Below are 25,317 nucleotides of genomic sequence, written 5' to 3'. Positions count from 1 at the left end.
ACAGCTTATAAGCACGATTCGAGCGGTCGGCCCGGCCATTAACGGGCGCCGACTCGAACGATAAACAATACGGAGGAGATCATGGCCCAAGCCGATTATGACCGGCTGCCCCAGACGCCGGCCAATCACGTCCCGTTATCGCCGCTGAGTTTCTTACACCGCTCGGCCGAAGTGTATGCCGAGCGATGCGCCGTGATCGACACCGACATGACGTTGACGTATGCCGAGTTCGAACAGCGGTGCCGGCAGCTCGCCAGTAGTCTGGCCGAACACGGCGTTGGTCGTGGCGATACCGTCGCGATCCTGTGCCGCAATACCCACGAAATGCTGGAGGCACGCTACGCCGTGCCTATGCTCGGCGCAGTGCTCAATCCCTTGAATACTCGTCAGGACGCACAGTCGATCGCTACTATGCTGCGCCACGGCAAGGCAGTGGCATTGCTTTGTGACCATGCCTTTGGCGCGGTGGCCAAGCGTGCCCTGGATCACCTGGGCGAAGCACGGCCTACGCCCATCGTGATCGACAGCCACGGCAGTGCCTCGGAGGCGCTGGCCGGCCAACGCTTCGAGGACCTGGTCGAAGCCGGCGATCCGGCCTATGAGCCGCCCGGCGTACACGATGAGTGGGAGGCGCTGACGCTGTTATATACCTCGGGTACCACCGGCACCCCGAAAGGCGTCGTCTACCACCATCGCGGTGCCTATCTCGCGGCCATGGCCAACGCCATGGCGTTCCATATGACTACCGACTCCGTATTTCTGTGGACGTTGCCGATGTTCCACTGCGATGGCTGGGGATATGTCTGGGCAACGACCGCAGCCGGGGCGACCCATGTCTGCCTGGACAGCGTGAATACCGATCTGATTCACGAGCGCATGGAAACCTGTGGTGTCACCCATCTCTGTGGGGCGCCGATCGTGCTCAACAGCCTGCTGGCCGATTTCGAAAGCCGGGGCCTGAGTCTGTCGACCCGGGCGGATTTTGCCCTCGGCGGGGCGGCGCCGCCGGCGGCCGTCATCGATCGTGCCCGACGGCTGGGTTTCGATATCACCCATCTATATGGACTGACCGAAACCTATGGCCCTTCGACGCTGTGTGTCTGGCAGCCGGCCTGGGAGCAGTTGGACGGCAAGGCCCGTGCGGCCTGCATGGCGCGTCAGGGGGTGGCGAACTTCGCGATCGAGGATATCGCCGTACTCGACGCGAACGCCGGTCATGTACCTCGCGATGGCCAGAGTATCGGCGAGCTGTGCGTGCGCGGCCACACGGTGATGAAGGGCTATCTCAACAATCCCGAGGAAACCGAGGCCGCGTTCGCCGACGGCTGGTTTCATACCGGGGATCTGGCCGTACGTCATCCCGATGGCTATGTCGAAATCAAGGATCGCAGCAAGGACATCATCATCTCGGGTGGCGAAAATATTTCCAGCCTGGAGATCGAGAGCGTCCTGCATGAGCATCCGGCGGTCGCCGAAGTGGCGGTGGTCGCGGAGCCGCATCCGCGCTGGGGCGAACGGCCCTGTGCGTTCGTCACGCTGGTCGACGACGCCGGCGAGGTCGACGAGCAGACCCTGATCGAGTTCTGCCGCGAGCGCATGGCGCATTACAAAGCGCCGGGCCGCGTGATCTTCGGTGCACTGCCGCGTACCGCGACCGGCAAGATTCAGAAGACCGCCCTGCGGGAAAGCGTGCGTTCCGATGCCGATTCGTAAGCCGCATGCCGGTGCCGGTTGCCCTGCACGGCTGGACTATGTCCGCGCGAACGAAGGTCGGCCGAGGCGTCCAACCCGGCCTGTGGCAGTGCAAACCGTATTACCGGCCACGGTATTGGAAAAGCCCGTCGTATCGCTCACTCAATTAAGGACTCCCCATGCTGGCACTATCCGATAAAGCAGAAGCACTGCGCGAGCGGCTGCTCGCATTCATGGACGAGCATGTCTATCCCAACGAGTCGGTCTATGCCGAGCAGCATGCGATGGGCGACGATCGCTGGGCCGAGCCGCCGATTTTCGAGCAGCTCAAGCAAAAAGCTCGGGCCGAGGGGCTATGGAATCTATTCCTGCCCGACAGCGAGCACGGAGCCGGCCTGTCCAACTACGACTATGCCCATCTATGCGAGATCATGGGCCGGAGCCGGATCGCGCCCGGTATCTTCAACTGCAACGCCCCGGATACCGGCAACATGGAGGTGCTGGCCCGCTATGGCAGTGCCCAGCAGCAGGCCGAATGGCTGGGCCCGCTGCTGGAGGGCCGGATCCGTTCCTGTTTTTCTATGACCGAGCCCAACGTGGCGTCCTCGGATGCCACCAATATCGCGACCGAAATCCGTCGCGAGGGCGATGAGTACGTCATCAACGGCCGTAAATGGTGGTCGACCAACGCCATGACGCGGAACTGCAAAATCGCGATCGTCATGGGCAAGACCGATCCACAGGCTGAGCGTCACCGCCAGCAATCGATGATCCTCGTGCCGCTGGATACCCCCGGCGTGCATATCCAGCGGCCGCTGACCGTCTATGGCTACGACGATGCCCCGGAAGGGCATGCCGATATCGTCTACGACAACGTGCGCGTGCCCGCGGACAACCTGATTCTCGGCGAAGGGCGGGGGTTCGAGATCGCCCAGGGCCGGCTCGGGCCAGGGCGTATCCATCACTGTATGCGCTGTATCGGTGCCGCCGAGCGGGCCTTGCAGGCGATGTGCCGCCGGGTCGAGGAACGCGAAGCCTTTGGCCGTCGGATCGCGGACTTCGACTCTATCCGCAAACAGATCGCGACATCGCGTATCGAGATCGAACAGGCGCGCCTGCTCACGCTCAATGCCGCTCGCATGATGGATACCGTCGGCAACAAAGAGGCGCGCCAGCAGATCGCGATGATCAAGGTGGTCGCACCCAATATGGCGCTGGCCGTCATCGACCGCGCAATCCAAGCCTACGGCGCGATGGGCGTATCGCAGGATACGTTCTTGGCGGCGGCCTGGGCCAATGTCCGTACCCTGCGTCTGGCCGATGGGCCGGACGAGGTGCATCTCGATTCGATCGCCAAGCTGGAGCTGCGGGCACAGAGTGCAGCAAGCGCTTGATGGCGCTCGGCTCGGCGCGAAGAACAGCCGGCGAAGACCGGAACCGACCGATATCCGGAGATCCAATATGACGACAGACCAGCAACCCGGTACCCCGGAGTTGACCGGGGTACGCTCGGAACACCGTTTCGACGAAAACGCCTTATATACCTATATCGCCGAGCACGGCCTGGTCGACAAGCGCCTGAGCGTGCGCCAGTTCGAAGGCGGCCAGTCGAACCCAACCTTTCTGCTCGAAGCCGACGGCCGGCGCTACGTGCTGCGCAAGCAGCCACCGGGCGATATTCTGCCCTCGGCGCATCGTGTCGATCGCGAGTACAAGGTTATGGCAGCGCTGGCCGATGCGCCGGGCGTACCGGTGCCGACCATGCATCTGTTCTGCGACGATGCCTCGATCATCGGGACACCGTTCTATGTCATGGACTATGTACCGGGACAGGTGTTTTCTGATCCGGCCTTGCCCGAGCTCGATCCTGAGGCGCGCCGCCGGGTCCACCACGGTCTGATCGATACCATGGCGGCGATGCACTCGGTCGATGTCGAGGCCGCGGGGCTGGCCGAGTTCGGCAAGCCGGCGGGCTATATCGAGCGCCAGATCAAACTTTGGCGACGGCAATACGAGGCCTCCACCGACCGGGTCGATACCAACATGACGCAGCTGGGCGACTGGCTCGCCGAGCATATCCCGGCCGATCCGCCGCCGGCGATCGCGCATGGCGATTTTCGTATCGGCAATCTGCTGATGGCCGAAGACGTCTCGCAGGTGGTCGCGGTGCTCGACTGGGAACTGGCGACGCTGGGCCACCCATTGGCCGATCTCGCCTATGCCTGTATGCCGTACTACCTACCGCCGGACACTATCGGCATCGCCGGCCTCGAAGGGTTAGACCTGGATATCCTCGGCATTCCCGATGAGGCCGCCCAGATTGCGCGCTACCGGGCCGCCCGCGGACTCGGCCCGATCGAGGACTGGCCCGTGTTCGTCGCATTCGCACTGTATCGCATGGCGGCCATCCTGCAGGGGGTGGCAGCCCGGGCCCAGGCCGGCAACGCCAGCAGTGAAAATGCGTTAGCGGTGGGCAGCCGCGCCGGGCTCATGGCCGAGCGCGGCTGGCAGGTGGCACGCGGCTACGACTGATATGCGTATTCTCGTGACCAACGACGACGGTGTCGACGCGCCGGGTCTGCGCGTTGCAGAAGCTATCGCTGCTGGCCTGTCCGACGATGTCTGGACCGTCGCGCCCTCCAGTAACCGAAGCGGTACCGGCCAGTCGGTGTCGCTACATGAGCCGCTGGCGTGTATCCAGCAAGGGCCGAAGCAGTATGTCCTGCCCGGGACGCCGGCCGACTGCGTGATGTATGGCGTTGGCCATCTGCTGCGCGATACGCCGCCCGACGTGGTGTTTTCGGGCGTCAATCACGGGGCGAACCTATCGGATTCGATTATGTATTCGGGGACCATCGGCGCGGTATTGGCAGCCGAACATCTCGGGATTGCCGGGGTGGCTCTGAGCCAGGCTTATCGCGGCGAGCGGATCGATTTCGAGCCGTCGCGCCGCTGGGCACGAACCGCGCTGCATACCCTGTGGGCACAGCAAGACGCCGTGCGTTGCTGGAGCATCAATTTCCCGGCCACACTCGGTGATACGGCGCCCTGCCTGCGGATCGTCCGAGAGGCGCGCCTGCCCGTCAGCCAGCCGCGCTGGATCGCTGATCGCGATGCCCAGGACCCGAGGCAGCAACGGCTGACGTTTGCTTACGATAGCCGCCATGTCACGGATCCGGACCGCGATATCGCGGCCCTGCGTAATGGGCGGGTCGCTGCGATGGCCTTGCGCGGTGCCCGTAGCGATCCGAACATCCCGGGCCCCAGTGCCGCGTTCGAATGGCCGATGCGGGGCTGACGAACGTCACCGCATCCAGGCTGGATATTTCGATCGCATCCGCGCCAACGCGCCAAGCGCTGTTGCGTAGCAGACCAACGCGTTCGACGCGCTATATAGTGTTCAGCATTCGTATGCGCGACCACGCTGAATCGCCACTAGACCGAGCTTGGCAGGAAGGGGTAGCGCCGGTTTAGATGCACTGTGAGGCCCGGCGGCGTGACCAAGGGCGAGCGTGGCAGGCTATAACGCCGCGACTGATGCCTTGCAGAAATCGATCGACGGCCGCCAACGCAGCACTCGGAATATGGCCAAGCCCCGGATTTGACCTTACCGGCCAGTTCCTCTGATGCAACAGGTCCTGGTTGCCCCAGCGATGCCTTGGCGGCGTTCGGGCGATGGCTTCCTACCGGCGCGCTGGTCTAGTCGCGGGTGGCCTCGCAGCCAGACATGATCTCCTCGATTTCCTGGGTTATAGCGGCTTGGCGCAGCTTGTGGCGGGTCTGGTTGAGTTCCTTGAGTTTTTGCGAGGCATTGTCCGAGGCCTGCTGCATGGCGGTCGCGCGTGCCGTCATCTCGCAGGCGCGGTTCTCCAAAAGCGCCTGATAGATCTGGCATTCCAGATAGCGGCGCAACACCACATCGATCAGATCGAGCGATTCCGGCTCGTAGAGATAGTCCCAGCTTTTGGGTACCTCCGGGTCCTCGGCCGGCGGGATCGGCAGCAGCGGGACGATGGTCGGCGTCTGGCGCAGGGCATTCTCGAAGCGGTTGAAGGCCAGAAACAGCCGATCGATCCGGCCATCGGCATATTCGTCGATTAAGACCTTGGTGGTGCCAGCCAGGGCACTTAGGCTCGGCGAATGGGCGACCCCCGGAGTACAGGCTAGAAGGGGTTCGCCGCGATTGCGGAAAAACGCGATGCCGCGCTGGCCGAACACGCCCAGCCGGGGCGATTGTTCGCTGCCCGCCGGATGGTCCGACATCAGCCGTGCCACCCGGGTCAGCAGGCGATGATTGAGCCCACCGCACAGGCCGCGATCGGAGGTCACCACGAAATACCCGGCGCGCTCACCGTTGCGTACGGCAAGCAGCGGATGCTGGAACTCGCTATGCGCCAAAACCATATGCCGGGCGATGCGTTCGATGGCCTGGGCATAGGGTCGTCCGGTCAGCATCTGATCGATGCAACGGCGACGCTTGGCGAGGGCGACAAGCTGCATCGAGCGAACCACCCGTTGCAGTTTGCCGACCTGCTGAATTTGTTTTTGGATTTCTCGGCCTTGGCTCATTCCAGACGATCGGCACTGGCTGTTTGTAAATCGGCTCGGGGCGGTTTGGAGCCAATATAGAGCGGTGACTGCATTCGGCATTGATATGGGTCAAACAACGCGCGACGCCGCCGGTCAAAGATGCATTGAGAGGGGAGGGCCCATTTTAAGTCGGCAGTGGGGCTACGGGGGCCGCTAAGGCACGACCGATGAGATTTCTTGGTGCGAAAAGCGCCATCGGCTTCTGCAGGCGATATATTGTGATCTATCCCATCGCACATCGGCGATGACTCATAGGTGGAAGGTAACGGCATGGCAGGTCAGAAGTATGTCCTGGAGGTTCAGGCGCGTTTGCCCGAACCGTTATCGGAGCTCAAGGTCCTTTCGGAAAATCTTCTCTATGCCTGGGATCGTCATATCCGCGGCTTGTTCTGGCGCATGGATACCGGCCTTTGGGAGCGCTGCGGGCACAATCCCAAGGTTTTTCTACGTCGGATTTCCCAGCAGCGGCTCGACGAACTGGCCCAGGATGCGGCGTTCATCGAGGAATACCAGTATGTGCTCGGTCTGTTTCGCACCTACCGGGATCAGACCAGCCGCCCCTCGGCAGCGGTCGCCGAACAGTTCGATAGCCAAAACACCCTGATCGCCTATTTTTGTGCCGAATACGGCCTGCACGAGAGTCTGCCGCTGTATTCCGGCGGTCTCGGCATTCTGGCCGGCGATCACTGTAAGGCCGCCAGCGGGCTCGGATTGCCCTTCGTGGCAGTCGGGCTGATGTATCGCCAGGGGTATTTCCGTCAGCGCATCGAACGCGACGGCACCCAAAACGCGGTGTTCCAGCCGCATGATCTGCGCGATCTGCCAATCAACCTCGTCCGCGATAGCCAGGGCCAGCCGCTGCAGATCAGCGTGCCCATGCCTGGCCGCGAGGTGCGGGTTCAGGTCTGGCGTGCCGATATCGGCCACTTGGCGCTGTATCTGCTCGATACCGATGTGCTCGGTAATGCCGAGCGCGACTGCTCGATCACTTTCCAGCTCTATGGCGGCGGCCACGAGCTGCGGATCGAGCAGGAGTTGGTGCTCGGAGTCGGCGGGGTGCGCGCGCTGCGGGCGCTGGGCTTGGCGCCGACGGTCTGGCATGTCAACGAAGGTCATGCGGCGTTTCAGATGATCGAACGCTGTCGCGAGTCGGTCGAGGCCGGGTTGTCGTTCGAGGCTGCACTCGAACTGACCGCGGCCGCGACCGTGTTCACGACCCATACGCCGGTCGCGGCCGGCCACGATGTCTTCGAGCACGAACTGGCGGCTGCCAATCTCGCGCCCTATGCCGAGGCGATGGGCGTCGATCTGAATCGGCTGCTCGCGCTCGGAAGAAGCGAGCACGACGAGACGTCATTCAACATGACCACGTTGGCACTCCGAGCGTCGCGCTATCAGAACGCCGTCAGCCGGATTCATCGCGGCGTAGCTGCGGAGATGGAAGCACATATCTGGCCGCAGGTGCCGATCGATGAGTCGCCGCTGCAATATGTGACCAATGGGGTACACGTACAAACGTTTTTATCGCGGCAGTGGAGTAATTTCTTCGATATGCACGCGCCGGGCTGGCGTGCCCGTCAGAGCGATATCCATTTCTGGCGCCGTTTGATCCAGACCGTTCCGGATCAGCAGTTTTGGCTGCAGCGCATGTCGATCAAAGCCGACATGCTCGAATACGTTGCGGCCTGCCTGACCCGCCAGTATGCCCGGCAAGGCGTGGGGGCAGCGCATATCGAACGACGTCTGGCGATGTTGCGGCCGACCTTCGGGCGCGACCCGTTGGTGCTGGTATTTGCGCGTCGCTTTGCCACCTACAAGCGGGCCACGCTGTTGCTGCGCGATCCACAGCGCCTGGCCGAGTTGCTCAACAATCCCGAGCGGCCGGTGATTCTGTTGTTTGCCGGCAAGGCGCATCCCGCCGACGAGCCGGGCCAGGCGTTGATCCGAACCTTGGTGGATTATTCGCGACGGCCGGAATACGCCGGCAAGCTGTTCGTGATCGAGGACTACGATCTCGCGCTAGCACGCCAGCTTGTGGCGGGCGCGGATGTATGGCTCAACACGCCGCTATACCCGATGGAAGCCTGTGGTACGTCTGGGCAGAAAGCTGCTATGAACGGTGCGCTCAATGTAAGCGTGCTCGATGGCTGGTGGGCCGAGGGCTTCCAGCGCGACAACGGCTGGGCGATCACGCCCTACAGCCAAAGCGATCCCGATCAGCGCGATCACTATGAAGCCGAAGACTTACTCGATTTGCTCGAGGACGAGGTCGTGCCGCTGTATTTCGATCGCGGCAACAGCGGCTTCTCAAACAGCTGGATCGCAAGAGCCAAGGCCGCGATGTACAGCGTACTGCCGCATTTCAATGCCCAGCGTATGTTGATGAACTATGTCGGCGATCTGTACCTGCCGGCCAGCCGGCACGGGCAGCGTCTTGGCGACAAGGCTGGCCAGCCGGCGACCGACCTGGTGGCCTGGAAAGCCCGGGTCGCCCGGGCCTGGCCCCAGGTCGAGTTGCGTCGTAGCAATGGCCGCCCCGAACAGATCGACAGCGGCCAGCCGCTCGAACTGGATATCCAAGTGGTCCTCGACGGGCTGCAGGCCGAGGACATACAACTCGAATGTGTGTTGACCCGGGTACGCGATGACGGCGAGACCGAGTCGGCGATTTGCTGTCGCCTCGAGGCCGAGAACGGCGATGAGGGGACGGCGATCTATCGGCTGGCCGAGCCGATGAACGTGCCGGGGCGCTATGAATACCAGGTGCGGGCCTATCCCTGGCACCCGTTGCTGGCGCACCCCTTCGAGACCGGGTTGATGCGCTGGCTGTGATCTATTCCGTTGCCAGCCGACCGTAAAGATGGTTGAGCGCGTGGCAGTGCGCGCTCAATTCGCCGTCGTTCGGCAGGCTGTCCATACGCCAGGCCCAGTTGCCGGTCGCAGTGCCGGGGGTGTTCATCCGGGCTGTCGCGCCCAGCCCGAGCAGATCCTGCATGGGCATGATCGCCCAGCGCGCGACCGAGGCGAGCGCGGCGCGGCGCATGGCATCGGGAATCAGCGAAGGATCGCCGAAGTAATTCTCGACGTGCTCGCGCAGGCGCTCATCACAGTCGTGCGCCCACCAGCCGGCCAGGGTGTTGTTGTCGTGGGTGCCGGTATACACCACCACATTCGGAATGTGATTGTGGGGTAGATGGATATTGCTGGCCGAGCCGCCGAAGGCGAATTGCAGCACGCGCATGCCGGCTAGCCCGTTCCGATCGCGTAGTGCTCGTACGTCCGGAGTGATTTGGCCCAGGTCTTCGGCCACCAACGGCAGCGGGCCGAGGGCCTCCTGTAGCGCTTCCAGAAAGTTATCGCCGGGCCCTGGCGCCCACCGGCCGGTCTCGGCGTGTTGGGCACAAGCCGGGATATGCCAAGCCGCAGCCAGACCGCGGAAATGATCGAGTCGCAGCAGATCGAACAGATCGAGCTGGCGGCGTACGCGTTCGATCCACCATTGCCAGCCGCTGGCTTCGATCGCGGCCCAGTCGTAATGGGGCATGCCCCAGAGCTGGCCATGGGCAGCGAAATAATCCGGTGGAACGCCGGTGTTCGCTGTCATTCGACCACGGTCATCGAGCTGAAACAGTTGGGGCTGGGCCCAGACATCGGCGCTGTCGTAGGCCACGAAGAACGACAGATCGCCGAATAGGCGGATGCCGCGCGCATTGGCGTAGTGCTTAATGCGTTGCCAGGCTCGATGGCAAAGGAACTGGGTATGACAGACCGATTCGAGAGCCTCGGCATGATCCCGACGTGTCTCGGCCAGCGCTTCAGGATCGCGACGCCGGAGCGCTGGCGGCCAGTCATACCAGGGCACGGCGTAGGCGCTACGCAATACGGTATAGAGAGCATAGTCGTCCAGCCAGTATCGCTGGGCATAACAAAAATCGGCATAGTCTGGCTTGCCGGAATCGTCACTGACGGCCTCGGCCGGGTCGAGCAGGTCGGGATCGATCGCGAACGCCGACGGGCTGCGATAGGGGCTGCCGGCTGTATCGCGGGGCGTCAGCGGCAACGTTTGCCAAATACTGAAACCGCTCGCCTGGAGGAAATCACAGAACCGGCTCGCCTTAGGACCCAGTCGACCGCCGAGCGCTCCCTTGCCGGGTAGCGAGCTGGGGTGGAGCAGGACGCCGCTACGGCGTCGATCGAGTACGGGGGCAAAACTCATGGGACCTCAATGTGCGCGACGCATGGTGTTGACACGACCGCCTTGGCTGACCCCATGGGTAAAAACATAAGCCAGCAAATCCGGAGGATCACAGCCAAGGCTCTGGTAGAGCGCGGCCAGATTGAGACGGAACAGTCGTTCGAAATGCATCACGGTGTCGGCTTCGTTGTCGTCGCCGAACCACCAGAACCAGTCGGAGGCTTCGCAGATCGCCAGCAGGCGTTCGGCTGAGGTTCGCGTGCTCGCATCCAGCGCCGGGGCGCGTTCATCGAACGCTCGTTTGGCTGCGGCCAGCAGATCCCAGGCGCGGTTTTTTTCGCTATCACCGATCCAGGTGGAAAACGTGCCGTAGACCCAGCTGCCCGCCACCAGTCGGGCCAGCGGGGCGGCCGCGTCCCGGTGGGCATCCAGATATGCCGAGAAGGTCGTAGTGGCCAATCGCTCGTGGGCCTCGAGCGCGGCATACAGCCCATCCAGAAAGTGATAGCCGTTGTGCGGATAGTATTCCCAGGCGTTTTCGCCATCGAGAATGACCGGCACGACCAGCGGGGTATCGTCGTCGCGGGCGGCGTCGATCGCTTCCAGGCGGCCGATGAAATCGTCGATTGCATCGTCGGCATGCCAGTCGCGATAGACGAATCCGATAGCATCGGCGAGCCCGTCGTCGCGGAAGAAACAGGCGGCTCCCGTATCGGTCAGCAGATAGGGACGGTACAGCTCGGCGGGCGTGGCTTGGGCTTCGCCCAGACTGTGGCGCAGCACGCTCTGGCCGCTGGCGACCCAGTCGAAACCGGCTTCGCCGGCCAGTGTCACGGTCCGTTCGCAGATGCCGCCCTCGGCCGGCCAGCAGCCTCGTGGCGCCTGCCCGAAGAAACGCTCGAAGACTTCTCGTGCGCGCCGTAAATGCCAGTGCGCTCGAGGCTCGCCCTGCGGGTAGGGGCTCGGCAGCGGACAATCCGGCCAGGCATCGCGGGCGTTGTCGATATCCAGCAACAGCGGCAGAATCGGATGGCTGTAGGGCGTAATCGACAGCTCGATGCGCCCGGCCTCGGCCAGTACCCGGTAGCGGTGCAGGACCTCGTCGATCAGCTCCCGAATCACCGCCACCAGCGTACGGCACTGGAGCATGCTGTAGTGGCGCTGTTGGGCGATGAGCTTTTGAATACGGGTATCGCGGCGCCGGACCGTTTCGCCGATCCAGCCAAGGTGGTACCAGACCAGCAGATCGACGAAGAACTGATCGTGCAGATAGGCCACTTCATCGGGCTGGTCGAGCATATGCCGGGCAGTTGCGATCAAGCGATGGAAGACCTCGAAGCCGTCGAACTGGCGATTGTCCGCGCCGCGTAGACAGGCACGCAGTAGCAGCATCCGTTCTTCGCGCTCGCTGGGGATCAGCGGTTGCTGAAGTGCGGCCAGCAGTGGGTCGTGGAGGCGGCCGTTGCCAATGGCCACGGCCGCCAGATCGGCCCGATAGGTCTCGAGTTGCTCGAGCAATACCGGCGAAAAATTGACCACTGCGCGGACAGCCGGATGCGCCTCGAGGTGCGCGACCATGTCGACGTAATCCTTGATCGCATGCAGATAAGTCCATGGATCCTGGAAGCGGCCGCTGCTCGGGTCGAAATAGTCGGGCTGGTGCATATGCCAGCACAGCACGATCTGCAGAGGGGGATAGGATCGTTCAGACATCGAGCGCCTCGCGAGTCACCAGCACCACGCCGTCTTCGGTGACTTCGAAACGCCGGAAGTCGGCCGATTCGTCGATGCGGATCTGGGTGCCGTCGGGGATATGGCAATCGCTGTCGATGACTGCGTGCTGGATCCGGCAGTCGGAACCGATGACCACGTTGGGCAGGATGACCGAATCCTCGATCACGCTGCGCTCGGCAACCAGAACGCTGGAAAACAGCAGCGAACGGCGCACGGTCGCGCCCGAGACGATGCAGCCGCCGGCGACCATGGAATTGACGGCCTCACCGCGGCGGCCATGGTCGTCGAATACGAACTTGGCCGGGGGCACCTGCTCTTGATAGGTCCAGATCGGCCAGTCGCGGTCGTAGAGATTGAGCTCGGGCATGACGTTGATCAGCTCGAGATTGGCCTTCCAGTAGCCATCCAGCGTGCCGACGTCCCGCCAGTAGCCGGTGCCGGCCTCGACGTTCTCGCTGAAATGATAGGCATAGACCGCATGCCCCTGGCTGACCGCCGCCGGCAGTACGTCCTTGCCGAAATCTCGGCTTGAATCGGTATCCAGGGCATCAGCTTCGAGCATCTCGATCAGATAGTCGGTGCTGAAGACATAGATGCCCATCGAGGCCAGGGCGCGATCGGGGCGGCCGGGCATCGGGGTCGGTTCGTTGGGTTTTTCCGAAAACGCGCTGATGCGCAGGTCGTCGTCGACCGACATGACGCCGAAGCTGCGGGCCTCGTCCAGCGATACATCGACACAGCCGACGGTGACGTCGGCGTTGTGGCTCAAGTGGAAACCGAGCATCGGCCCGTAATCCATCTTGTAGACATGATCGCCACCGAGAATCAGAACGAAGCGGGGCTCGTGTTCGGCGATCAGATCCAGATTCTGGTAGACCGCATCGGCGGTGCCGCGATACCAGGATTCGCCCAGGCGCTGTTGGGCCGGCACCACTTCCACGAATTCGCCGAACTCGCCGCGCAGGAAACCCCAGGCCTGGTGCATATGGCGAATCAGCGGATGGGCCATGTACTGGGTGAGCACCGACACCCGTCTAATGCCCGAATTGATGCAGTTCGACAGCACGAAATCGATAATCCGGAATTCGCCGCCGAACGGTACCGCTGGCTTGGCACGCCGCCGGGTCAGACCGCCGAGCCGGGTACCGCGCCCGCCGGCCAGGACCATGGCCAGCGTGTCGCGTGTGACCAGGCTAATGAAACGATTCGAATGCGCTTTTTGTGTTTCCGCGTCCATGGCCACTTTTCCCTTCCGATGAACCCGCAACTTCAGACTAAGCGAAAAACGACCCGGACGGTACTTATATCGAATAATCTAGATTCAAGAGCTATCGTAGACCCATGACTCGGTGGTCATGGCCAGGTCATGGCCAGAGGCGAAAACGCATGCATGGTTTGCACGATGACCAGATGATCCGGTTGCTCGATGCGCGTTTGCACGATCCGCATCGGCTGCTCGGTCGCCACGCAGACGCCGACGGCGAGATCGTGCGCGCGTTTCTGCCGCATGCCCATGAAGCGCGTCTGTTGCCTCTGGACGAACCGATGCAGCGCTATGGTGAAACGGCATTGTTCATCTGGCGCGGCCCGGACGGCCGCTTGCCGGACGACTATCGGCTGGTCTGGGTCGACGAGCACGGGTATCGCCACGAGCACCACGATGCTTATGCGTTCGAACCGTTGCTGTATGACAGCGATCTGGCGCGCTTCAACGCCGGTGAACATAGTCAAGCCTGGCGGCTGCTCGGCGCGCATCTGGCCAACGATCAGGGCATCGAGGGCACGCGTTTTGGCGTCTGGGCGCCCAACGCCGAGCGTGTCAGCGTGGTCGGCGACTTCAACCGCTGGGACGGGCGCGCCCATCCCATGCGGATACGCAGCCGAAGCGGGGTCTGGGAACTGTTCGTCCCTGGCGTCGGCGAGGGCGCGCTGTATAAATTCGAAATCCGTACGGCGAACGGGGCAGTCCAGACCAAGACCGATCCCTATGGCCAGCGTTTCGAGCGTCGCCCGGCTACCGCGGCGATCGTGACCGGGCCGGCGCGCCACGACTGGGGCGACGCTGGCTGGATGGCCGCCCGCGGCGGCTGGCAGCAGTCGCCGATTGCGATCTACGAAGTCCATCTCGGCTCCTGGATGCGTCGCGCCGATGGCGAGTTTCTGGACTATCGGGCACTGGCCGAACGGCTACTGCCCTATGTGCAGCAGCTCGGCATGACGCATATCGAGGTCCTGCCACTGACCGAGCATCCTTTCGATGCCTCCTGGGGCTATCAGCCAACCGGCTATTTCGCGCCGACCAGCCGCTACGGGCAGCCGGACGACCTACGCTGGTTCGTCGATCATTTCCACCAGGCTGGCATCGGCGTGTACCTGGACTGGGTGCCCGGGCATTTCCCGCGCGACGATTTCGGGTTGGCGCGTTTCGATGGCCAACCGCTCTACGAGCATGCCGATCCGCTGCGCGGCGAGCACCCCGAATGGGGCACGCTGCAATTCGATTACGGCCGGCCCGAAGTCTGCAGTTTTTTGTTGTCGAGCGCGCTGTACTGGCTGGCTGAATTCCACTTCGACGGGCTGCGCGTGGACGGCGTGGCATCGATGTTGTATCTCGATTATGCGCGCGGCCCTGAGCAATGGCAGCGCAACGCCCAGGGCGGCAACCAGGATCTGGAGGCGGTCGCGTTTCTACGCCGTTTGAACGTGCTCACCCATGGGGAGGCGCCCGGCAGCGTCACGATCGCCGAGGAGTCGACGAGCTGGCCAGGCGTGTCGCTCCCACCCGAAGCCGGTGGCCTGGGTTTTTCGATGAAATGGAATATGGGCTGGATGCACGACACCCTGAACTATCTGCATCGCAGCCCGGTGCACCGGGCCCATCACCACCACGAACTGACCTTCGGGCCCACTTATGCTTTCAGCGAGAATTTCGTGCTGGCCCTGTCGCACGACGAGGTAGTCCATGAAAAAGGCTCGCTATACGGCAAGATGGCCGGCGACGACTGGCAAAAACGAGCCCATCTGCGGCTGCTTTATACCTACCAGTTCACCTATCCGGGCAAGAAGTTGTTGTTCATGGGCGGCGAGATGGCCAACCCCTGGGAGTGGAACGATCAACTCGCGCTGCCGTATTTTCTGCTCGACGAGCCCGAACGACGCGGCATCGCCGATCTGGTGCGTGATTTAGCCACGCTCTACCGCGATGAACCGGCGCTGCACCGGCTCGATTTCGACCCGCGCGGCTTTGCCTGGATCGACTGCGACGATGCGGCCCATTCGGTGGTGGCCTATCGACGCCGCGATGGATCGCGCGAGGTGATCGTGGCGCTGAATTTTACACCGTTGGTCCGGCACGACTACCGAATCGCTGTGGCCCAGAGCGGCGATTATCGGGAATTGTTCAATTCCGATGCCGCGCGCTACGGCGGTAGTAATACCGGCAATCTCGGCAGCCTGACCAGCCAGCCGACCCCCGGCATGGCCTCAGAACACGCTATCGCGCTCACGCTGCCGCCGCTGGCCGGCGTGATACTGCAGCATGACCCCCGATCCTGAGGACGACACGATGCTCACACAGGGCCCGCTACGCATTCTGTTCGTCGCCAGCGAGGCGACGCCTTGGATCAAGACCGGCGGGCTGGCGGATGTGGCCGGCAGTCTGCCGCAGGCGCTGGCAGAACTAGGGCATGACGTCCGGCTCCTGATACCGGCCTATGGCGACGTGCTGGCCCAGCATCCGCGGCTGGCCGAGGTGCCGGTGTTTCGAGCGCCAGTGGCCGGCGCCCGCCTGCTCACCTCGACTGCCGAGCACGACAGCGTGGCGACCTGGTTTCTGGATCTGCCTGGCGTGAGCAACCGACGCGGCAATCCGTATCACGACGATCAGCACCGCGACTGGCCGGATAACGGGTATCGCTTCGGCATGTTCGCTCGTATCGCTGCGATGCTGGCCGGCGGTCGGGCCGGTATCGAATGGCAGGCCGACGTCCTGCATTGCAACGATTGGCAGACCGGGCTGGCCCCGGTGTATGCCATGCTCGGCCGCGTACCGGCCACGACCGTATTCACCGTACACAACCTACAGTATCGTGGTCTGTTCGGTCGCGACGCGCTGTTCGAGCTCGGCTTGCCGGACTGGCTGTGGCACTACGACGCGTTGGAATTCCACGACCAGCTGTCTTTCATCAAGGGTGGGCTGGCGTTCGCCGATGCCGTGACCACGGTCAGCCCGACCTACGCGGCCGAGATCTGCCAGTCGGCGCTCGGTCAGGGGCTAGATGGGCTGCTGCGCGCCCGTGGCCATCGCCTGTACGGCTTGCTGAACGGGATCGATGACCAGGTCTGGAATCCGGCCGAGGATCCGCATATCCCAGCGGCCTACGACGCCGCTGACCTGGCCGGCAAGCGTGTGTGCAAAACTGCGCTGCAGCGCGAGATGCAATTGGCCGAGAACGCGGATGCGCCTTTATTCGGCGTGATCTCGCGACTGGTCGAACAAAAAGGTATCGATCTGATTCTCGCGGCGTTACCCATGCTGCTCGCCAATGGCGCCCAGCTGGTGCTGCTCGGGCGTGGCGACCCGGTCATCGAGGCGGCGTTGCGCCGGATCGCCGACGAACAGCCGACGGCGGTGGCGGTGCGCCTAGATTTCGACGAAGGTCTGGCCCACCGTATCGAGGCTGGGGCCGATATCTATCTCATGCCGTCGCGGTTCGAGCCTTGCGGACTCAATCAGATGTATAGCCAGCGCTATGGTACGCCGCCGCTGGTGCATCGCTGCGGCGGGCTGGCCGACAGCGTCACCGATCTGGATGACCCTTCGGGCGAGGCCACCGGCTTCGTGTTCGAACCAGCGAGCGCCGAAGCCTTCAACGATGCGATCGTAAGAGCACTGGATTGTTTCCGCCAGCCCGCGCGTTGGCGGCGACTACAGGAGACCGGGATGCGCCGCGATTTCGGCTGGCAGCGTAGTGCCCAGCGTTATCTCGAAGTCTATGCCGAAGCGGCGCCGCGTATGTGAGGCAGCATTAACTAGGCCGGCCACGCCTTGATCTTGGTCAAAACCCGCCGCTGGCCACCGGGCTAGATTCGAATACGCATAGTGCGGTGATCACTGAAAGCCGTCACGGCTTTCCTTCTGCGTATTGGAGTCCAGGGTATGACACAGGCCACCTAGTTCGATCAGGTCAGCGATGAACGGATCGCGGCGTTGCACGGCCGGCGGGACCCGTCCCGGCTGCGGTGGCGCGTCTGGACCGAACAATGGCGCCGCGGTGGCGTGCCCTGTTTTGCGACCGACGAGCGCAATCTCTGCGAGGACACGGATTGCCCTTGGCGGCCCCAGTGCCTGGCACGCAAGGCCGAGTGGCGCCGTTGAGCCGGGCTGGTACGGCCGGCGGGCTCGCCGGCCGTACCAGGCCAGGAGAAAATAACGATGACGGACGGCGCTTATATCCGCGCTTTCGACGAGCTGGATAGGCGCGATGTGGCGGTAGTGGGCGGCAAGAACGCGTCGCTGGGCGAGATGACCCGGCATCTCGACGAACTCGGCGTTCGTGTGCCCGAAGGTTTTGCTACAACCGCCACGGCCTATCGGGCGTTCATTCAGGCCAACGCGCTGGCAGAGCCGATCGGCGAGGCTTTAGGCCGTTTCCAGGCCGGCATCGCCGGGCTGGCAGAAACCGGGGCGCGTATTCGTTCGCTGTTTCTGGACAGTGCCTTTCCTACCGAGCTTGCCAGTGCCATAACCCGAGCCTATGTAGAACTGGGCCAGCGTATCGGCCGCGAGACCCCGGATGTCGCCGTGCGTTCGAGTGCCACGGCCGAGGATCTGCCAGAGGCCAGCTTCGCCGGCCAGCAGGAAAGTTTTCTCAATATTCGGGGCGCCGAGGCGCTACTGGATGCCTGTCGACGCTGTTATGCCTCGCTGTTCACCGACCGGGCCATCGTCTATCGCGAAAATCACGGCTTCGATCATCTCCAGGTGGCGTTGTCGGTTGGGGTGCAGCGTATGGTCCGCGCCGACCGGGCAGCGGCCGGCGTGATGTTTTCGCTGGATACCGAAACCGGCTTTCCCGATGTGGTGTTGATCAACGCCAATTGGGGGCTGGGCGAGACCGTCGTGCAAGGAACGGTCGACCCCGATGAATACATGGTCTTCAAGCCGTTGCTCGATGCGCGTGGTTATCGTCCGATCATCGAAAAACAATGTGGCCGTAAGGCCCGCAAGCTCGTCTACGCCCAGGGCGATGGACGGGCCACGCGGCTGATCGATACGCCGGCCGAACAGGCGCGCCAGACCGTGCTGGGCGACGACGATATCTTGCAGCTGGCGCGCTGGGCGATCGCGATCGAGGCCCACTATGGCACGCCCATGGATATGGAATGGGCCCAGGACGGCGAGAATGGGGCCTTGTTCATGGTTCAGGCCCGCCCGGAGACCGTGCAATCGCATCGCCAGGCCGGGGCGATCGTCGACTACCGGCTCAAGACCAAGGGGCGAGTGCTGGTTAGTGGTCATAGCATCGGCGATGCGATCGCAGCCGGGGCAGTCTGTCGTCTGTCGCGCGCCGACGAGATCGACGACTTTGTCGATGGTTCGGTGCTGGTCACCGAGAGCACGGATCCGGATTGGGTGCCGATCATGAAGCGGGCCGCAGCTATCGTCACCGACCATGGCGGTCGGACCTCGCACGCCGCGATTGTCAGCCGCGAACTCGGTCTACCGGCGATCGTCGGTACCGAGCGCGCCAGCACCCTGCTGTCCGACGGCCAGAACGTGACTGTGTCCTGCGCCGAGGGAGACGAAGGGTTCGTCTACGAGGGCCGGTTGGATTTCGAGGCCCGAGAACTGGCACTGGCGGATATTCCGTCGACCCATACCCAGATCATGCTCAACCTGGCCAATCCGGCCGCTGCCCTGCGATGGTGGCGATTGCCGGCCCAGGGGGTAGGGCTGGCGCGTATGGAATTCATCATCAACAACGCCATCAAGATTCATCCGATGGCACTGGTTCGCTACCCCGAGATGATCGATGCCCCAGCGCGTGCCCGGATCGACGCGCTGACCGTGGGCTACGACGACAAACCGCAGTATTTCGTCGACCGACTGGCGCTGGGCATCGGTCGGCTGGCGGCTGCGGCCTATCCGCAGCCGATCGTTTTGCGTATGAGCGATTTCAAGACCAACGAGTATGCGCGTTTGATCGGGGGCCAGGCTTTCGAGCCGGCCGAGGACAACCCGATGCTCGGTTGGCGAGGCGCGAGTCGCTACTACGATCCAGATTATCGGGCCGGGTTCGCCCTAGAGTGCCAGGCGGTCAAAGCGGTGCGCCAGACTATGGGCTTTACCAATCTCGTGGTCATGATCCCGTTCTGTCGCACGCCCGAAGAGGCCGATCATGTACTCGAGGTGATGGCCGACAACGGGCTGGTTCGCGGCGCCGATGGCCTCGAGGTTTATGTGATGTGCGAGCTGCCATCGAACGTCGTCGAGGCCCGGGCGTTCGCCGAACGTTTTGATGGTTTTTCTATCGGCAGCAACGATCTGACCCAGCTCGTGCTCGGTGTGGATCGGGATTCGGCCCGTCTGGCCGGTCTGTTCGACGAACGCCACCCGGCTGTGGTCCATACCATCGAGACCGCTATCCATCGGGTCCACGAACCGCCGCGTCGCAAGATCGGGCTGTGCGGACAGGCGCCGAGCGACCATCCAGAGTTCGCCCGGCTGCTGGTCGCCGCAGGTATCGATTCGATATCGATCAATCCGGACAGCTTTGTCGCAGTCAAGCGTCATGTCGCCGATGCCGAAGCCGATCAGGGCATCGCGAACACGGGCTAGCCTGTGCGGGGCGGGCGGTACGGTTCGATAGTATCCACTCGTAACGACCGGTCGCAGGGGATCGAGCCGCGGCTGGCGGTGCAGACCGGCCCAGTCCGTCGCCACGGGCCAGGGCGGCGACAAGGCCATGAATCCAAAACCCAAGAACTGGCGAGGCTGGATGATCGGTGTGTTGCTGGCAGCGATCGTTGCAGCCTGGCTGGGGATACGCCTGTTTCAGGCCGATCCGCTCGGCTACGCCTTTGCTACGAGCAATGGCCGGATCGAGGCCGTGGATATCGAAATCGCGACGCAGTACGCCGGACGGGTCGATGACATCCGGGTCGACGAGGGCGATTTCGTTCATGCCGGCCAAGTGGTCGCCGTGATGGATACCCGCACGCTCAAGGCACGGCTGGCCCAAGCCAGAGCCCGCATCCAACAAGTTCGTAGCAGCCAGGCCTCGGCGGTTTCGGAGGTCGCGCTGCGGCAGGCTGAATATGCCAACGCTCGAGCCCGGGTCGCCCAGCGCGAGGCCGAGCGCGATGTCGCTGCGACCCGGCTTCGGCGCGCTCGAGCGCTGCTCGGTGAACGGGCGAGCTCGGTCGAGGAATTCGAGGATCAACAGGCACGGTTCAAGCAGGCCGAGGCGACACTTACGGCCGCCTGGGCTCAGGTCAAGGCCAGCCGGGCCGCGATCCGAGCGGCCCGGGCTTCGGTCGAACAAACCAAGGCCGAGATCGCGGCCGCCATCGCTGCGACCCGCGAATTGCAGTCCGAACTCGACGATAGCGTGCTGCGGGCTCCGCGTTCGGGGCGTATCCAGTATCGCGTGGCCGAGCCAGGCGAGGTACTGGCCAACGGTGCAAGCGTGCTCAGCATGGTGGACTTGAGCGATGTCTACATGACGTTTTTCCTGCCGACCGCGCAAGCCGGGCGGGTCGCTCTGGGCGCGCCGGCGCGTATCGTGCTGGATGCTGCGCCGCAGTATGTGATTCCGGCGACGATTTCCTATGTGGCCGATGTGGCCCAGTTCACGCCGAAGACCGTCGAAACCGCCGACGAGCGCCAAAAACTCACGTTTCGGCTCAAGGCGCGTATCGCCCCGGAGCTTTTGCGTCGGCATCTTCGTCAGGTTAAGACCGGGCTGCCTGGCATGGTGACGGTACGCCTGGATGCCCAGGCGAGCTGGCCGGCCGATCTGCATATCCGGTTGCCACATGGCTGAGCTGACCGCCAGTGAAGTGCAGCCCGTCGCCCGTCTGTCCGGCGTATATCTGCGCTATCGTACGACTGTCGCCTTGGAGGATATCGACCTCGAGATTCCGGCCGGTGAGGTGGTGGGGCTGATCGGGCCTGATGGGGCCGGGAAGTCGAGTCTGCTGGCCTTGGTGGCCGGCGTGCGGGCGATTCAGAGCGGGTCTGTGGCGGTGCTCGGTGGTGATATGCGGGCCGCCGCTCATCGCCGGCATGTCTGCATGCGCATCGCCTATATGCCCCAGGGGCTGGGGCGGAATCTATATCCGAGCCTATCGGTATTCGAAAACATCGATTTCTTTGGCCGTCTGTTCGGCCGCGGCGAGGCCGAGCGGCATCGACGCATCGCCAGGCTGACAGCCGGTACCGGCTTGGCCGACTATCTCGACCGCCCGGCCGGCAAGCTATCCGGCGGCATGAAACAAAAGCTCGGGCTGTGCTGTGCCCTGATTCACGAGCCGGATCTGTTGATCCTCGACGAACCCACGACCGGGGTCGATCCGTTATCACGCGGTCAGTTCTGGGCCTTGATCGGGCGCTTTCGCGCCGAGCGTCCCGGCATGAGCGTGCTGGTCGCCACGGCCTATATGGAAGAGGCCGGCCGCTTTGATCGGTTGATCGCGATGAATGCCGGACGGGTCCTGGCCTGCAATAGTGGGCCTGGGCTGCTCGAGCAGACGCACACGCAAAGCCTGGAAGCTGCGTTCATCGCGCTTCTACCCGCTACTGCGCGTCGCGATTACCGGCCGCTCGAGAGTCTGCCGCCGGTTACCAGCACGGCCGAGATCGCGATCCAGGCCAGCGATCTGTCCCTGCGTTTTGGCGCGTTCGTAGCCGTCGACCGGGTGAACTTTGCCATCAGGCGCGGCGAGATCTTCGGCTTTATCGGTTCCAACGGCTGCGGCAAGACCACGACCATGAAAATGCTCACCGGTCTGCTGGCGCCCAGTTCCGGCCAGGCGCGGCTGTTCGGTCGCGCGCTCGATCCGGCGGATATGGCCACGCGCCGGCGGGTCGGCTATATGTCGCAGTCGTTTTCGCTGTATACGGAGTTGACGGTCCGTCAGAATCTCGCGCTGCATGCGCGCCTGTTCGCGATACCGGCCGCGGCGATACCGGCACGTATCGCGACAATGCTCGATCGCTTCGAACTGCGCCAGGTTGCCGAGGCCCGACCTGAGGCGCTGCCGTTGGGCCATCGGCAGCGTCTGTCGTTGGCGGTGGCCGTGATTCATGCCCCAGAAATTCTGATCCTCGACGAGCCGACTTCAGGGGTCGACCCGGCGGCCCGCGATGGCTTCTGGCGTCTGTTGCTGGAACTGTCGCGCCGGGATGGCGTGACCCTGTTCATTGCGACCCATTTCATGTCCGAGGCGGCTCGTTGCGATCGCCTGGCGTTGATGCATGCCGGGCGGGTACTGGCGGTCGACACGCCGGCCGGGTTGATGCGCGAACGTCGGGCCAGCAGCCTCGAGCAGGCTTTCATCGGCTATCTCGCATCGGCCGCAGGTGAGGCGCCAGGCCAGGCCGACGAATTCGCGGTCGCCACGGCGGATGCGGCGCTGACCGGCCACGAATCGATGGCTGGGCCGAGCGCGGGGCGCGCGTGGTTCGATCTTCACCGGCTGGCCGGTTATGCCCGCCGTGAAACCCTCGAACTCAGGCGCGATCGGATCCGGCTGACGCTGGCGCTGCTTGGCAGCATCGTGCTGATGGTGGTGATCGGCTACGGCATCAATCTGGATGTCGATCATCTGACATTCGCGGTGCTCGATCACGATCACAGCCAGCTCAGCCGCGACTATGCCGACCGTATTGCCGGCTCGCGGTACTTCACCGAAAAAGCGTCGATTGCGAACCATGCCGATCTGGATCGACGAATGCGCAGCGGCGATATAAGCCTGGCGATCGAGATCCCGCCGCAGTTTGGACGCGACATCGCGCGCGGACGACGGGTCGAGATCGCTACCTGGATTGACGGCACGATGCCCAGCCGCGCCGAGACCATCCGCGGCTATGTGCTCGGCCTGCATCAGCAATGGCAGGCGTCGCAGGCCCGGGATAGTGGCCAAGCGGCGCTGAACGCCGGGCGGGTCGAAGTCGCATTACGTTATCGCTACAACCCCGACGTGGACAGCCTGACCGCGATGGTGCCGGCGGTGATGCCGATGATCGTGATGATGATCCCGGCGATGCTGGCTGCGGTCAGCGTGGTTCGGGAAAAAGAGCTGGGCTCGATCATTAACCTGTATGTGACGCCGACTACGCGGCTGGAATTCGTGCTCGGCAAGCAGCTGCCGTATATCGCCCTGGCCATGCTCAGTTTTGTGCTGCTGTGCCTGGTTGCGGTCGGTTTCTTCGGCGTGCCGTTGACCGGCAGTGTCATCGCATTGGCGACGGCGGCGTTGATCTATGCCGCGGCGACGACCGCGATGGGGCTGCTGATCTCGGCGTTCATACGCAGCCAGATCGCTGCGATCTTTGGTACCGCGGTGCTGACGCTGCTGCCGGTCATGAGCTTTTCCGGCATGATTACGCCGGTGACCTCGCTGCGCGGGGCTGGCCGGATCATCGGCGAACTCTATCCGACCACCCATTTTTTGATCATCGTACGCGGGGTGTTTTCCAAGGGGCTCGGCTTTTCGCAGCTGGCCGGCGCGTTCTGGGCGCTGCTTTTGAGTGTGCCGGTATTGCTGGCGCTGGCTGTCATGCTGTTACCGCGACAGGCCCGCTGAGCGTGCGTGCGGCGAATATCGTCCACCTTGCGGTCAAGGAATTGCGAGGTTTCGCCCGCGACCCGGTGCTGCTCGTGCTGATCGTGTATGCCTTCACCCTGGCGATCTATGCAGCGGCCCAGGCGATACCCGATGCCTTGCACGATGCGCCGATCGCCATCGTCGACGAAGACGATTCGCCGCTGTCGAGACGCATCGTGGATGCGTTCCAGCCGCCGTATTTTCTGCGGCCGCGTCTGATTGGCATCGCAGAGATGGATGCACGCCTGGATGCCGGGCGCGATACCTTTGCCCTCGATATTCCACCGCATTTCCAGCGCGATGTGCTGGCCGGTCGGCGGCCCGCGATCCAGGTCAATGTCGATGCCACCCGAATCAGTCAGGCGTTCACCGGTAGCGGTTATATCCAGACGATCATCGACGATACGGTCCGTGACTTCGTGCAGCGGCGCGAGCGCGACCCGCGCGCGCTCGTCGGATTGGTGACGAGAGTGCGCTTCAACCCGCAACTCAACCAAGCCTGGTTCGGCGCGATCGTCGAACTGATCGACAACATCACGCTGTTGTCGATCGTGCTCACCGGAGCAGCGCTCATTCGCGAGCGCGAACACGGCACGGTCGAGCATCTGCTGGTGATGCCGGTCACGCCGATCGAGATCATGCTGAGCAAGGTCGGCGCTATGGCGCTGGTAGTGCTGGCGGCGACTGCTGGGTCGTTGATGTGGGTGCTTCAGAGCCTGCTCGGCGTGCCGATCCAGGGATCGATAGCACTGTTTCTGGCTGCGACTGTGCTGCATCTGTTCGCGACCACGTCGATGGGCATCTTTCTGGGTACGCTGGCGCCGTCTATGCCGCAATTCGGTTTGTTGGTGGTGCTGGTGCTGTTGCCGCTACAGATTCTTTCCGGCGGGACCACGCCGCGCGAGAGCATGCCGCTCGTGGTGCGCGATCTGATGCTGGCCGCCCCAACGACCCACTTCATGGCACTCGCCCAGAGCGTGCTTTTTCGCGGTGCGGGGCTGGCCACGGTCTGGCCGCAGCTCGTAGCCATCGCTGCCATCGGCAGCGTGCTGTTTTTGATATCGCTGGCTCAGTTTCGACGCACCATGGCACGTGCTGGCCGGGATTGATTTCAATCAACGAGCGAGGTCGCTGCAGTCACTAGTCTGCAAGCACGGATCGACGTATCCGCGACCATCGATGGGCACTAGATGAGCCACCGCGCCGGCGCGCTGTACACGGTCGTCGGGTTCGTAGCGCACCGCGTTAGACAGCGGCCAAGGGCCACGAAGGCG

Annotated in this window: 15 protein-coding genes; 11 read left to right on the top strand and 4 right to left on the bottom strand. The window is 63.3% G+C overall.

Annotated elements, in window-relative coordinates:
- The first annotated feature begins 81 nt into the window (after nt 1-81).
- The 4 genes from V5738_RS10060 (at nt 82) to surE (ending at nt 4,990) form a co-directional block, all read left to right on the top strand.
- Complete coding sequence (locus V5738_RS10060) at nt 82-1,713, top strand: AMP-binding protein (RefSeq protein ID WP_423820667.1); 1,632 nt, start codon at nt 82-84, stop codon at nt 1,711-1,713.
- A 158-nt stretch (nt 1,714-1,871) separates the two neighbouring features.
- A complete protein-coding gene (locus V5738_RS10055) occupies nt 1,872-3,086 on the top strand; it encodes an acyl-CoA dehydrogenase family protein (protein WP_423820666.1) in 1,215 nt (404 codons plus the stop codon).
- 67 nt (nt 3,087-3,153) lie between these two features.
- Entirely contained in the window at nt 3,154-4,224 is a 1,071-nt protein-coding gene (locus V5738_RS10050; RefSeq protein WP_423820665.1) for a phosphotransferase family protein, read from the top strand.
- 1 nt (nt 4,225) lies between these two features.
- Nucleotides 4,226-4,990: a 5'/3'-nucleotidase SurE gene (surE, locus tag V5738_RS10045; RefSeq protein WP_423820664.1), complete on the top strand. Its 765-nt coding sequence runs from the start codon at nt 4,226-4,228 to the stop codon at nt 4,988-4,990.
- 401 nt (nt 4,991-5,391) lie between these two features.
- On the opposite strand, the gene atpG is transcribed toward surE, so the two are convergent.
- Nucleotides 5,392-6,261 carry an ATP synthase F1 subunit gamma gene (gene atpG / locus V5738_RS10040; protein ID WP_423820663.1) on the bottom strand — a complete coding sequence of 290 codons (870 nt, stop codon included), beginning with the start codon at nt 6,259-6,261 and terminating at the stop codon, nt 5,392-5,394.
- A 291-nt stretch (nt 6,262-6,552) separates the two neighbouring features.
- Here atpG and glgP point away from each other — a divergent pair, with 291 nt between their 5' ends.
- Nucleotides 6,553-9,114 (top strand): alpha-glucan family phosphorylase, encoded by a 2,562-nt coding sequence (glgP, locus tag V5738_RS10035; RefSeq protein WP_423820662.1) that lies wholly within the window; start codon nt 6,553-6,555, stop codon nt 9,112-9,114.
- Nucleotide 9,115: 1 nt separating this feature from the next.
- Here glgP and malQ read toward each other — a convergent pair whose 3' ends face one another.
- Genes malQ through glgC form a run of 3 tightly spaced genes read right to left on the bottom strand, consistent with a single transcriptional unit; the run spans nt 9,116 to nt 13,448 of the window.
- A complete protein-coding gene (malQ, locus tag V5738_RS10030) occupies nt 9,116-10,498 on the bottom strand; it encodes a 4-alpha-glucanotransferase (protein WP_423820661.1) in 1,383 nt (460 codons plus the stop codon).
- 6 nt (nt 10,499-10,504) lie between these two features.
- Nucleotides 10,505-12,190, bottom strand: a complete 1,686-nt coding sequence (locus tag V5738_RS10025) for a glycoside hydrolase (RefSeq protein WP_423820660.1) — start codon at nt 12,188-12,190, stop codon at nt 10,505-10,507.
- Nucleotides 12,183-13,448: a glucose-1-phosphate adenylyltransferase gene (gene glgC / locus V5738_RS10020; RefSeq protein WP_423820659.1), complete on the bottom strand. Its 1,266-nt coding sequence runs from the start codon at nt 13,446-13,448 to the stop codon at nt 12,183-12,185. The genes V5738_RS10025 and glgC overlap by 8 nt, the downstream gene beginning before the upstream one ends.
- Before the next feature lie 149 nt (nt 13,449-13,597).
- Between glgC and glgB the strand changes: the two genes are divergently transcribed.
- The 6 genes from glgB to V5738_RS09990 all read left to right on the top strand — a co-directional run bounded on the left by glgB (nt 13,598) and on the right by V5738_RS09990 (nt 25,152).
- A complete protein-coding gene (gene glgB / locus V5738_RS10015; protein ID WP_423820658.1) occupies nt 13,598-15,766 on the top strand; it encodes a 1,4-alpha-glucan branching protein GlgB in 2,169 nt (722 codons plus the stop codon).
- Between the two features lie 10 nt (nt 15,767-15,776).
- Nucleotides 15,777-17,231 carry a glycogen synthase GlgA gene (gene glgA, locus V5738_RS10010; RefSeq protein ID WP_423820657.1) on the top strand — a complete coding sequence of 485 codons (1,455 nt, stop codon included), beginning with the start codon at nt 15,777-15,779 and terminating at the stop codon, nt 17,229-17,231.
- A gap of 414 nt (nt 17,232-17,645) precedes the next feature.
- Nucleotides 17,646-20,051 carry a phosphoenolpyruvate synthase gene (ppsA, locus tag V5738_RS10005; protein ID WP_423820656.1) on the top strand — a complete coding sequence of 802 codons (2,406 nt, stop codon included), beginning with the start codon at nt 17,646-17,648 and terminating at the stop codon, nt 20,049-20,051.
- Between the two features lie 127 nt (nt 20,052-20,178).
- Nucleotides 20,179-21,258: an HlyD family secretion protein gene (locus V5738_RS10000; protein ID WP_423820655.1), complete on the top strand. Its 1,080-nt coding sequence runs from the start codon at nt 20,179-20,181 to the stop codon at nt 21,256-21,258.
- Nucleotides 21,251-24,022: a ribosome-associated ATPase/putative transporter RbbA gene (gene rbbA / locus V5738_RS09995; RefSeq protein ID WP_423820654.1), complete on the top strand. Its 2,772-nt coding sequence runs from the start codon at nt 21,251-21,253 to the stop codon at nt 24,020-24,022. The genes V5738_RS10000 and rbbA overlap by 8 nt, the downstream gene beginning before the upstream one ends.
- Before the next feature lie 2 nt (nt 24,023-24,024).
- Nucleotides 24,025-25,152 carry an ABC transporter permease gene (locus V5738_RS09990; RefSeq protein ID WP_423820653.1) on the top strand — a complete coding sequence of 376 codons (1,128 nt, stop codon included), beginning with the start codon at nt 24,025-24,027 and terminating at the stop codon, nt 25,150-25,152.
- Nucleotides 25,153-25,317 lie beyond the last annotated feature (165 nt).

Origin of the sequence: Salinisphaera sp. SPP-AMP-43 (assembly GCF_049568105.1) — a bacterium.
GTDB lineage: Bacteria > Pseudomonadota > Gammaproteobacteria > Nevskiales > Salinisphaeraceae > Salinisphaera.
This window is presented reverse-complemented; position numbering and strand designations above follow the sequence as displayed.